Origin of the sequence: Alteromonas sp. AMM-1 (genome assembly GCF_047290655.1) — a bacterium.
Lineage (GTDB): Bacteria > Pseudomonadota > Gammaproteobacteria > Enterobacterales > Alteromonadaceae > Alteromonas > Alteromonas mangrovi.
The window spans coordinates 1-11656 of sequence record NZ_JBLBUE010000107.1 but is presented as its reverse complement, the minus strand read 5'-3'; the positions used below and the strand labels follow the sequence as shown (position 1 = coordinate 11656).

The following is an 11656-nucleotide window of genomic DNA, read 5'->3' as shown; positions in this document are numbered from 1 at the left end:
ATTTACTGGATAAGCTGTTAAAAGCACCGGTGCGCGTGGCCATTGGCACTGCCAATGCCCAGCATACCGATATTTCGCAAAGCCTGTATTTTGCTGATGGCCCGGATCACAAGGATGCCATGCTGGCGCATCAGTTACAGCAACTTAGTTACAATCAGGCTATCGTATTTACCGCCACCCGTGACGATGCTGAGCGCCTTGCTACTGCCATGACAACCCAGGTTCCAAACAGGTCGTTTCGAGCCTTGCGTGGTGATTACGCGCAATCCAAGCGTTCAATAACCATGAACGATTTCAGCCGTGGGCAGTTTGATGTGCTGGTAACCACCGATGTGGCGTCACGCGGACTCGACTTATCCAAGGTCGGACTGGTGATTAATTATGATTTGCCCAAACAGCCAGAGGAATATATTCACCGTATTGGCCGCACTGGTCGTGCAGGCAATCAGGGGGTCGCTATTTCATTTGTAGGTAAGCGCGACTGGCAAACTTATACATTGCTAACTGAACAATTATCCTACGACATTGCCCCGCAACCACATCCCGATCTACCTGCGAAATTCAGTGGTAAAAAGCCCAAAGCGGCAAAGTCCCAGAATAGCGATCACGCTGGAAAAGCCAAAGGCGGTGATGCAAAAGCCAAAGTAAACAAACCCGCCAAGCGCGTGCGCACTATGGCTGGTGAAGATGTGGGCGACATGCCAATGCGCCGAAAAGCCATACCGCGTCAAGACGTATCAGATATAGACGACAGCGAAGAATAACGGAAACAGGCTCACCATTATGCATAAAATGTTTGCGGTATTAGGCTTCATTTTATGCATACCGGCCTGTTCCGCCGCAGCGCGAATACACCGCGCAACTCGATGCCTTTATTGAGCAGATACAAAAAAACCGCAACTAAGTGCGGTTTTTTGGTTTACTCAAAAGCTAAGCGTGAAAACTAATATTCCCACCAGCATTCCTGCCACCACGACAAAAACTCTTCAAAGTCTATATAGCCGTCGTCGTTGGTATCAATCAGTTTAAAGCCTTCTTCAACATGACTGGCCTTGGTTTTAGGCGAAATCACGGTAAGTAGTTCAATAAACTCTTTCAGATCAATCTGACCATTGCCATCACGATCGAAAAAGCTGAAATCGTTTTGAATTTCAGCGATTTTTTCGGGTGTTAAATCAGTAGACACTGCCTTTCCCTTCTGTTTTTCCCATTCCGGGCAGTGTAACCGCCCCCATGCAAATTGTCTACGCTAACTACTTATCTTGTGCTTGCAATGCCCGCAGACGCTGCTCTTCGGCCTTCGCTTTACGACGCGCTGCCATTACATCACGCGCTTCAGTGCCCACGTGCTCTTCGTTACGGGCACGAGCCAGATTAATTTGCTTCTCGCGCTCGCGGAACCGGGCAAGTTGTTCCTCAGTATGCGTACCAAAACACTGTGGGCAGCTTACACCTTGCTCGTATTTATCACTGGTTTTGTCATCGTCTGTAATAGGTAAACGACAGGCATAACACTGATCGTATTCGCTCTTTTCCAGATCGTGATTTACCGCTACGCGGTTGTCAAACACAAAGCAGTCGCCTTTCCACAATGTCTCTTCTTTGGGTACATCTTCCAGATACTGCAAAATACCACCTTCAAGGTGATACACTTCTTCGAAGCCCTGCTCTTTCAGATAGGCGGTCGATTTTTCGCAGCGAATTCCGCCTGTGCAGAACATAGCCACTTTTTTGTTCTTTTTCGGATCCAGATTATTTTTTACATAGTCTGGAAACTCGCGAAACGTTTTGGTATTCGGGTTTACCGCGTATTCAAAAGTACCAATTTCGATTTCGTAATCGTTACGGGTATCGATCAGCAAAACGTCCGGGTCGCTTATCAGTGCGTTCCAGTCTTTAGGCTTAACATAAGTGCCTACCGTTTTACGCGGATCGATACCTTCCACACCCATGGTAACGATTTCTTTTTTCAGCTTTACCTTGGTGCGGTAGAACGGTTGATTCTCGTGGTAAGACAACTTGTAAGAAATGGGATTTAAACGGTCGTCGCTATTGAGCCACGCTAACAGCGCGTCGATACCTTCCTGAGTACCCGACACCGTGCCATTAATTCCCTCACTGGCCAGCAGCAAGGTACCTTTAATGCCATTGCTTTCCATGGCATCCAGTAGCGGTTGGCGAATAGCTTTATAATCTTCAAGCGCCACAAATTTGTATAGCGCGCATACAACAAAATGATTCATGAGTTAACCTTTGCGAATTGGAACGTAAAACCAGAGCAAAAATGCGGCGCGGAGAATAGCAAAAATCCCTACAAGTTTAAAGGTTATGTGCGCGTTGATTTGTATTGGTATTTAACCATGCCTGCCTGGGCATCAATTCTGCTTTGCAAATCCTTAGCGAATCCCAATGCGAAACACCACTCAGCCATGATAAATAACGGGCCAATCACCAAACCGGTAAGGTCGTCTACAAATGCGGGCTTTTTCCCTTCATAGTAGTGACCGATAAACTGCAGCACCCAACCAAAAATAAACGTCCCAATACCAGTGCTTAGCCACATAACTGTGCTTAATCCGGCTACATACTGGCCACCAAGCAACAATATCGCCGTAAACAACACCATGGCAAAGCCCAAAAACACATTGAGTTTCAGGTAATAAAGGTTAGCCATTACCCAAATAACAAATGCAGGGGTAATAACAGTGTCACCTATACCCGGTAAAACTATGTGCCACTGTGGCAAACTGGCGAGTGTCAGTACCGCAAATACAATGAGCGGAATACCGGCGAAATGGGTAAGGATGTTTCTGTGATCGCGATGATACTTTGCGTATTGAATGAGTTGTTGGTCTAAGGTGTTGAACATGTTGTGCCCTGTCCTGTTTGTACATGAAATAACACGTTAGCACGGGCATTTCTGGCAAACTGTCACCAAGTTGACAATCCAGGTCAAAATCTATTTGGTATTAATTACTGACTTGTGCAAAGTCTTTTAATTTAGCCGTGGATAATACCGTTATTTTTCCGTATGCCAAATCGAGGATCCCCAATGATTCCAGGTGTTTTAGCTGTTGGTTGGTTTTCTGACGAGACAGCGAAAGCAGCAGTCCAAGCTGTTCCTGCCCCATGGTTAAAGTTGTTACCCCGTCATTATCAGGCGCCCGCAGAACCAATTCATAGAGTTTTCTGGCAAGCCTCACATCAGAGCGCGGCTGACTCCGGTCTTCAATACTTTGAAACAACACCCTTACCTTGGCAGTGAGTAACTGACCAAAGCACTGCCACCATTGGGGATCGTTATCAAGCAAGTTATACAGGCTGTCGGCTGGGATCCGCAATAAGCGACACGGTTCGCTGGCCAGCACATCGTGCGTTCGCGACTGGCCGTCAAACAAGGCTATTTCACCAAACCACTCCCCGGGTTTGATTACAGTTAAGCCAATTTCTCTACCGGTACTATCAAGCCCACTGATCCACAGCGATCCTCTCAACAACACAAATAATCCGTTGAAGGCGTCTCCCCGATGAAATAAATATTGGCGTTGAATAAGAGAAACCGGCTTACACTCTTGAAGTAATGCACGTTGCTGCGTTGTTGTTAACAATAAAAACCAGTCTGAACAACTAAGTTCGGGGTAAGCAACTGGTATAACAGAGGTGTTAGCTGACACGGGGTACCGTAAGTTGAAACGACATATTGTCCGCATCATGCCAATATGCCCGCACAATGTACAGACCAGCTAATAAGGGTTTACATCAACAGGTGTTGTGATGCCGGAATAGTATCAGCCAACATAGTAGGACTATCTTCAGCTTCCAGCACAAGCGAAGACTGTTCGCTTTTCTGTAATTGCAACTGAGTGGTATACGCACAGTTACTGGTTACTTCAAAAGGGAGCTTTTTGGCGTTATTGGAAAAACTTAACGGGTCGGGATGCATGGATTGCCAAAAACGAATTGCCGGGCTGCCAGGCGCTTTGCTTACCGATTGCTGCCAGCGTAAATAGGTATTTAGCGAGGCAGTTGAGCTTTCTATTGGTGGGCGTCGATAGTGATTCAGACGCTGGGGGAAACCCTCATCGATAATGGCAGGATCTTGCTGCCAACTCACCACTGCCGGGCGGCTACCATCAAATAACGACAGGTATAACTTAAACGTGTCGGCATTGCGGTGCAGTGCAACGTTCAAGGTAGACTCACGCTGCGCGCGCTGAGCTAATTCGGAACCCTGTCCAGGAACTTTTCCAGAAACCTGTCCTGTATTCTGACTGGCAGCTTGTGTTTGCAAAATGATTCTTAAGTATTAAAGACTTACTAGCGTAATCGGCAAATAAACATTATTCTTTAGTCTATTGTGTTGTTAAAAATAACAGGAGCGACTGGTGGGGGTACCATATAAGGACGTATCCATCCTTGTTGTAGAAGATCAGCGCCCTTTTCTGGTATTACTGAAAGGTTTGCTCACTAATCTGGGCGCCAAAGACGTAATGATGGCTACACAAGCCGACCAGGCCATCAAGTTTTGTCGTAACCACAAAGTAGATATAGTGGTATGCGATCTACATTTAGGCTCCAACAAGAAAAATGGCTACGAGCTGTATCAGGAACTGATGCACCGTAAACTCCTGCCTACCACAGCAGTGTTCTTGTTGATTAGTGCAGATGCTGCACGGCCGGTGGTTTTAGGCTCGCTTGAGCACAGTCCTGATGATTATTTGCTAAAACCCTTCTCACAGGCACAGTTAACAAACCGCCTTAACAAAGCGTGGCAAAAAAAGCAGTTTTTTCATGACGTGTACAATGCCCTGGCAGATAGCCAGTATTCAGTAGCCCAAACTCTGCTTGAAACCCTACCCGAAACGTTACCTGAAAACACAGGCATACCCGCGATATACTACCGCGAATATGTGCACCTTCGGATTGAAACCTATTGGGCACAACGCAACTACAGTGGTGCTATTAAACTCCTGCAAAGCGAGACTGACCTGCTCCCGTCGCAGTGGGCGCAACTTGCCCTTGGTAAATCTTATCTGGCAAAGCGCGAATTCCAACTGGCAATAAAATGTGCGTCGAAAGTGCTGGAGCTGAATCGCTACGATCCGGATGCCCATGACATAATCGCCCAGGCCAAAAGCGCCCTTAATTTCCCGGAAGAAGCCATGGACAATATGCGGCTTGCGCTTAAGTATTCACCTTACTCGCTGGCCAGGCAGCAACTGGCTAGTCAGATTGCGTTAAAAAATGGTGATTACCCATTATTGGTTGAGTCATCGCTGGCTACCTGGCAGTTGTCTAAAAACACCATATTCAAGCGCATTAGTTATTGGTGTAATCACATTGGCTATTTGTTGGATGCGGCAGAGGCGGCAGAAAACAAAACACAGCGCCACCGGTTTCAGCAAGAAGCCCTGTTATTGGTGCAGCGCGGCAGGCAGGACGATGCGATCCTGCGCTTGGATGAACCATTCGATATTGATATTTTTACTGATATTGTGAGCGCCCGCGTGGACGTGATCGATGGTAAGCTTATTGACGCAAAAAAAACCATTATGGCCAGTCAAATCAGCATCGAATCACGTTTTACTGAATACCCTGCCTCGCTGGCACCCGGTAGTATTCAAACGCTGTTGAATTTAGGGGAATTTGAAGAAGTCAGGCGTGTTTTGGATACCCTTAAAAAGGAAAAGACCGAACTGGATAGCGGATCTCAGAAACTCATCGCCCGCTTCAGTGAAGAAGCCAAAGACGGCGAAGATAAATACACCCATATCAACCGCAGAGGTATTCAGCTCTATCAGGAAGAGAAATTTGCGGAAGCAAAAGAAGCGTTTACGGCTGCACTTGGGTTATCGCCGGTAAACACGGGTATTGCACTAAACCTGTTGCAATGCCAGGTAAAATTATTTGCACAGTCTGGCAAGCTGGACCCTATACTGGTAAAAGAAGCCCGACAGGTTTATAAAATAGTAAACAACGCGCCCATGCGTGAACAGCATCAAACCAAGTTTGAGAATTTACAGGATGAATTGATTCGATTAGGTGTAACCACCCGATAGTTCAGTTCCTTCATTTTGTTGCCGTATAGAAGGACACCTCATGCACCGTAAAATGTTGCAATTTTCGCTGGCCGCAATTAGCCCGTTATTGATAAGCGCATGCGCTTCCCACAGCAATTTATGTGAAGACATCATGGAAGTAAAAGATCAGGAACAACAATGCCAGGTACTGGAAAAGGCCATGCGCAATCCAAAAAATCCACAAATGGCATTAACGGCCCGCCAACGCTTCGAAAGCGAATGCCAGAATTTCAGATATTACCGCGACGACTACGACACTATTTGCAAAAAAGGCGAACAACCGATTGGCAAACCGCCTGCAGAAGCTATTGAAAAACCCGTTGAGGAACCCGTTGGGGAACCCGCTGCTTCAGACAATTAAACGGCCTTGCGTGAACGACCCAGTGCCGCCATAACCGAACCACAAATCACCATGGCGGCGCCAGCAATGGCAATCAGACTCAGTGGTGGTTGTTCGAATGTGTGAGGAAACAGGGCATCGGCAACAGCCATGGAAATAAACGTAAATACCGGTGCCGTCGCAATAACCGCACTCACCCGCGATGCAGACCACACCCGCATAGCTTCGGTAAACGCGCCATACGCAACCAGTGTATTGGCGCAACAAAATGCCAGCGCCCAACCCTGCACTGCGTTCATATTGGCAATGCTGCCCAAATTGCTGAATGGCAACAGCATTACCCCACCCAAAACATAAATAAACAGCGTAAGTTGCATCGCTGTCATGGTTTTCATAATGGATTTCTGACACAGTGCGTAACCAGCCCACGTAATGGCAGCAATCACAATAAACACTATGCCCAGTACGTCTTCGTTTTCAGAAGCGAGAATTTGCGGCAAACGTTGGTTAAAGAATAAGGTTAAGCCAACCAGTAAACATACTGCGCCCCACCCTTGCAAACGACTGAATTGTTCACGGTAAAGCCAGATCCCGCCCATCATTAAGGCAAAAGGCGCAATTTGCATGAGCACCTGCACGCTACCCGGACTCAGATATTGTAAGCCCATTACGTTGAATACGTAGTTAATCACCAGCATTACAGTTGACCCAATTGCCAGTTGCAATACGGCTTTGGGATAGCGGGACACTTTGGGCAGACCACCCCTGGATGCAAGCCATAATCCCACGACAATCGCTGCCGCAAAAAAGCGGTAAAGGGTAATAGTAGGACTGTCCATTACCTGCAAGCACACCATTAAAAAAAGTGGCAGGATACCCCATAGTACCGCCGTGGTAAGGGCCAGCGAAAAACCTAAAACCGGCCGGTAGGTTGTTTCCACCTAGTCATTTCTCATCAAATACTCAAAGTCGCTAATCATATCGTCAATCTTATTGATTAGCTTGTTTTTTTGCTTGTCTGATAAGGTATAAAACACCTGTTCGAGCATGCGGCCATACAACGCCGTATTTTGCAGTTGGAGTTGTCGATAATCTGTACTGCGAAATTCATCCGGGTGAGTTAATAACGCAATAAACTGTGCCTCAAAATCTGGCATATCATTGCGCTTATCAATTAACGCTCTGGCCGCTTGCTGAAAATCACGCCGATAACGTAGCCACAGTGCCCGCGTACCGTGGAAATCAGGGGCATGCTGTTTAATTATTGCTTGTTGTTTGTCAGACAGTTTGCCAATGTAATCGCTGATCCCGTCCTCTATATCGGCAATCCGTGCTTTTTCATTTTCTGCCTCAGACTTACTTTCGGCTTCGGCAAGTTGCTCAGCTATGTCGTCATTTTCTTCGTTCAGTTCGTCGAACAGGGATTTAACCTGATCATCGGTTAAATTTTTAGCTAATTCTGCCAATTCAGGACTCACATGATCACGCAAACGTTCCCAGTGCTGACGACTGGTCCACAGATGATCAGCAATACTCTGTGCAGTTAACGTACCTTTTTCGATATCGGATCTCAGCCTTTTAAGATGCTCAACGTATTTCGCCAACTCCTGGTTGCGATGCCAGTCCATCCAGTTGGCAAAATGCTGATCGAACAACTTTTCCTGCTGGTCACTTAATTCAACGTAGTCATCTACATACCAATGTACAAGCCAGTCGAGATTATTATAGGTAAATTTAGTGGAGCAACCCGCTAGCAGTACCATGCCCAAAATCAAAATCAATTTCTTCACAATGACGTCCTGTTATTACCAACGAAGTGTTAAACACTTGGCTTAGCGCAATATTCCTGACACGATAATGTGTCATATACTATACGCATACGACCAGTAAACGGAACAATGATTCCCTGGCAACAGTCGGTGGCTTTGTATCAAATTGTTAAGGACACGCAATGACCAGTAAACGCATAGCAGTATTAACCTCAGGTGGCGATGCGCCGGGTATGAATGCCTGTATCCGGGCTATCGTAGTAGCCTGTGAAGGTGCCGGTCACACTATTATTGGCTACGAGCATGGTTATAACGGGTTGTTGGAACAAAACTGGCGTCAGCTGGACAGTAAAAAAGTGCACAATATTATTCAGCGCGGTGGCACCATTTTGCGTAGTGCACGCTGTAAAACCTTCAAGGAAGACGCGTCGGGTCAGTTGGCTGCCAACAACCTGGATGAACTGGCCATAGATGCACTGATTGTGATTGGCGGTGACGGTTCGTTTCGCGGTGCAGTGCATTTAGGTAAGTTTTGGCAAGGTCAGGTGATTGGCCTGCCTGGCACTATCGACAATGATATTTACGGGTGCGATGCCACCATTGGCTATTACACGGCGATAGATACCGCGGTGTCTTCAATTGATAAAGTGCGCGACACGGCAGATGCGTTTGAACGGATCTTTTTAGTGGAAGTAATGGGCCGTTATGCTGGCTTTCTTGGCGCGAGTGCAGCTGTTGCCGGAGCCGCGAACTACGTGATCCTGCCGGAGTTGTTTACCGACCCACAAACAACCCTGAACGACATTCAGCATCAGCTTACCATTCACCGTCAGCGCTATGGTCACGAAAGTTATATAATCGTACTCACCGAAAACCTATGGCCCTCTGGCATAAATGCATTAGCCGAATCTCTGGAAACCCTTACCAAGGGCGAGGTTCGTCCGGTTATTTTAGGCCATGTTCAGCGCGGAGGCTCGCCAGTTAGCCAGGATCGCATTCTCGCGACTACGTTGGGTGTGCAGGCGGTTAGAAGCATAGAGCAAGGCAAAACGGCGATCATGGTGGCCACTGATCGAGGCAACGTGGTAGAAGTGGCGCTTGAAGATACCTGGCAACACAAGAAAGAACTGGGAGATAGCCTCACCCACTGTATGCTAACCATGCTCAACGAGCGCCATCACTGGCCGTAACCCTTAATGCTTAACGTTGCTGCGTACCCGATGATTGAATAGTCGGGAACACAGCAATAACATCAGGCCTAACAGACTCCAGCCGACACTACCGCCACCCGATGACTTAGCAGGCTGATTCGGTGTGGGTGCGGGCGTTGGTGTTGTATCATTGATATCAGTTACGTTAATAACAATGACTTCTGTTGTGCTAAGCACACCGTCGCTGGCAGAGACATTAACACTGTGCGAGGTTGCCGTTTCATAATCCAGGGTTTTCCCATCTGCCAGGCTAAGTGCGCCGGTTTCGCTATTCACGCTAAACAAATCTGAACTACCACTGAGTGAGTAACTTACCGATGCGCCCTCTGGATCGGTTGCCTCAAGCTGTGCCACTACCGAACCTGCGGCAATGTTCTCAGCAACCGAAAATGCCGTACTGGAAAATACGGGTGCCTCATCCGCATCCTGTACGGTGATTTCTATCGATACCGCGTTACTGTAAGCATAACCATCGTAACCGGTAACTGTAATGGTATAAGTGTTTGCAGACTCATAATCAATGACATTATTGGCAGAAACAGTAATGTCACCGAGTGACGATACAGTAAATGGCATATTGGCTGGTGAAAGCGAAAACGACATGTCATTACCGTCGGCATCATTCGCCTGCAAGGTGCCAATTACTGTACCTGATGCTGCTGTTTCCAGTACGGAAAAGCCCTGACCAGAGCTGATAAAAGGCGCAGTATTGCCCACGTAACCGCGCAGCCAGTTTAATGCCGGTCGGGTATTACCGTTTTCGTCAACCAGCTCAGCATCCTGCTCGTCCCGCCATAATCCGGGCCGCCAGCCCCAAAGCGTAATGCCTTTTACTGCATCGTGTTCCCACAATACCGGAAATATCTTTTTGTAGTCAGTTAGCTGTTGTTCGTCTGTTGGGCCATCAATATCAAGCTCGGTAATATAAACCGGTACACCCGTATCGGCGATGATTTGGAGGTTTGAGGCAATCGACTGTGCAGAACCGGTCGTTGAAAACGCATGCGCCTGAATACCTACCCCATCAATTAAATTGCGCGCTTTTAGTAGCGCTACGATCCCGGCATATTCGGTGGCCCGCTCCGGGCTATTGAGTAAACCATATTCGTTGAGCAATAACTGACTATTTGGAAAATAGCTTCTGGCTAATTCAAACGAACGAATGATCCAGTCCCATCCCGTGTCACCGCTGCCACCCAAGGCTTCGGCATAGTTGCCATTGCCGGCACCAAAAGGCGCATCGTTAATGGGTTCGTTAACCACTTCAATCATGTCTAATTCGGGATAGCGGTTCGATACCGCTTCAAACCATTCAATGATCTCAGCTTCTTGTTCGGCAACAGATAAACTCTCAATCCAGGCTGGTTGCTGATTACCCCACACCAGCACATGCAATTTAAACGGCAAGTTATTGGATTTGGCAAATTGATAAGCGGCATCCAGTTCGGCCCAGTTCATTACGTCCCGCTCGCGCTCTACACTCCCCCACTTACCCGCATTCTCTGGCGTAACCTGATCCCAGTACTGCAAAAAGTCGGCAAGTTGTGTTGGGGCGTGAATATTGCCAAGAAACTTCACTTCGCCTTCTGCGATAGGTGTTTGCTCCTGAGCATTCAACATAGGTGGCATAGTGGCAAGCAAGCCACTTAGCATTGCAAGTGTTGCGCGAGACATTGTGTATCCTTCTGATAGTAAGTATGGCTACTCTACCGATTGAAGGTTGTACTCTCGATTATGATTACCGGCCGCAAAATTACTTTTTATTTTCATTTTTTACACATATTTAACAATAGGGTTATGTTTATCGTTTTCTTCTTATCAATTGTTCAGAAACAAAAACAGCGCATTAAATGCGCTGTTTTCAGGTAAAAGATGCTCGTTACATTTTCATCGCGGCTTTTACTTTATCCCGGTGACTACGGCTCACTTTCAGTTCCGTATCGTTATGTAGAATCAGGTGATATTCGCCGCTGATGTGGCTCACCAGCTTTTTAACAAAGCGAATGTTTGCAATGGCCGAACGGTGCACCCGAACAAACAGTTGAGGATTTAACTCCTGCTCCAGTTCTTTCATGGTTTTACGCATAATGTGCATACCATCAAGGGCATGTACACACATGTAATCGCCAGCAGCATCAATCCACTGAATATCAGACACGTTTACTCTGGTCACTTCTGAGCCGTCTTTAATTGCCAGTACATCAGGATAAGGATTGGTTTCTACTGGCTCGCCACTGGCCAGTTTGCGCAGGATTT

At 47.1% G+C, this 11656-nt stretch carries 13 protein-coding genes; 4 read left to right on the top strand and 9 right to left on the bottom strand.

The genetic code is table 11. From position 1 onward, the window contains the following. The coding region (locus ACLR2L_RS14650; protein ID WP_413369064.1) for a helicase-related protein at positions 1–764 on the top strand (764 nt) is incomplete at its 5' end. 179 nt (positions 765–943) lie between these two features. Here ACLR2L_RS14650 and ACLR2L_RS14645 read toward each other — a convergent pair. The 5 genes from ACLR2L_RS14645 to ACLR2L_RS14625 all read right to left on the bottom strand — a co-directional run bounded on the left by ACLR2L_RS14645 (position 944) and on the right by ACLR2L_RS14625 (position 4291). Further along, positions 944–1186, bottom strand: a complete 243-nt coding sequence (locus ACLR2L_RS14645; protein WP_140956958.1) for an EF-hand domain-containing protein — start codon at positions 1184–1186, stop codon at positions 944–946. 67 nt (positions 1187–1253) lie between these two features. After that, entirely contained in the window at positions 1254–2243 is a 990-nt protein-coding gene (locus tag ACLR2L_RS14640; RefSeq protein WP_140956957.1) for a rhodanese-related sulfurtransferase, read from the bottom strand. A gap of 83 nt (positions 2244–2326) precedes the next feature. Beyond that, entirely contained in the window at positions 2327–2869 is a 543-nt protein-coding gene (locus ACLR2L_RS14635) for a DUF962 domain-containing protein (RefSeq protein ID WP_413369061.1), read from the bottom strand. Positions 2870–2969: 100 nt separating this feature from the next. Beyond that, positions 2970–3674: a Crp/Fnr family transcriptional regulator gene (locus tag ACLR2L_RS14630; protein ID WP_413369059.1), complete on the bottom strand. Its 705-nt coding sequence runs from the start codon at positions 3672–3674 to the stop codon at positions 2970–2972. A gap of 80 nt (positions 3675–3754) precedes the next feature. Beyond that, the gene (locus ACLR2L_RS14625) at positions 3755–4291 is read right to left on the bottom strand and encodes a VC2046/SO_2500 family protein (protein ID WP_413369057.1); all 537 of its coding nucleotides are present in this window, start codon (positions 4289–4291) and stop codon (positions 3755–3757) included. A 94-nt stretch (positions 4292–4385) separates the two neighbouring features. Between ACLR2L_RS14625 and ACLR2L_RS14620 the strand changes: the two genes are divergently transcribed. Beyond that, a complete protein-coding gene (locus ACLR2L_RS14620) occupies positions 4386–6059 on the top strand; it encodes a response regulator (protein WP_413369055.1) in 1674 nt (557 codons plus the stop codon). A 40-nt stretch (positions 6060–6099) separates the two neighbouring features. Further along, positions 6100–6441 (top strand): hypothetical protein, encoded by a 342-nt coding sequence (locus ACLR2L_RS14615; RefSeq protein WP_413369053.1) that lies wholly within the window; start codon positions 6100–6102, stop codon positions 6439–6441. Here the strand turns inward: ACLR2L_RS14615 and ACLR2L_RS14610 are convergent. Next, entirely contained in the window at positions 6438–7361 is a 924-nt protein-coding gene (locus tag ACLR2L_RS14610; protein ID WP_413369051.1) for a DMT family transporter, read from the bottom strand. The two genes, ACLR2L_RS14615 and ACLR2L_RS14610, sit on opposite strands and share 4 nt — an antisense overlap. Next, a complete protein-coding gene (locus tag ACLR2L_RS14605) occupies positions 7362–8210 on the bottom strand; it encodes a DUF6279 family lipoprotein (protein ID WP_413369049.1) in 849 nt (282 codons plus the stop codon). It lies immediately after the preceding gene. Between the two features lie 161 nt (positions 8211–8371). Between ACLR2L_RS14605 and ACLR2L_RS14600 the strand changes: the two genes are divergently transcribed. Beyond that, entirely contained in the window at positions 8372–9379 is a 1008-nt protein-coding gene (locus ACLR2L_RS14600; RefSeq protein WP_413369047.1) for an ATP-dependent 6-phosphofructokinase, read from the top strand. A 3-nt stretch (positions 9380–9382) separates the two neighbouring features. Here ACLR2L_RS14600 and ACLR2L_RS14595 read toward each other — a convergent pair whose 3' ends face one another. Then, on the bottom strand, positions 9383–11074 hold the full coding sequence (locus ACLR2L_RS14595) for an endo-1,4-beta-xylanase (protein WP_413369045.1): 1692 nt from the start codon (positions 11072–11074) through the stop codon (positions 9383–9385). 205 nt (positions 11075–11279) lie between these two features. Next, positions 11280–11656, bottom strand: a 377-nt coding sequence (locus tag ACLR2L_RS14590; RefSeq protein ID WP_413369043.1) for a LytR/AlgR family response regulator transcription factor, incomplete at its 5' end; no start/stop codon positions are given.

Bases quoted from the DNA above. Each gene is read 5' to 3' on its own strand.
- ACLR2L_RS14635 (WP_413369061.1), bottom strand. From the start codon at position 2,869: ATGTTCAACACCTTAGACCAACAACTCATTCAATACGCAAAGTATCAT.
- ACLR2L_RS14600 (WP_413369047.1), top strand. From the start codon at position 8,372: ATGACCAGTAAACGCATAGCAGTATTAACCTCAGGTGGCGATGCGCCG.
- ACLR2L_RS14615 (WP_413369053.1), top strand. From the start codon at position 6,100: ATGCACCGTAAAATGTTGCAATTTTCGCTGGCCGCAATTAGCCCGTTA.
- ACLR2L_RS14595 (WP_413369045.1), bottom strand. From the start codon at position 11,074: ATGTCTCGCGCAACACTTGCAATGCTAAGTGGCTTGCTTGCCACTATG.
- ACLR2L_RS14640 (WP_140956957.1), bottom strand. From the start codon at position 2,243: ATGAATCATTTTGTTGTATGCGCGCTATACAAATTTGTGGCGCTTGAA.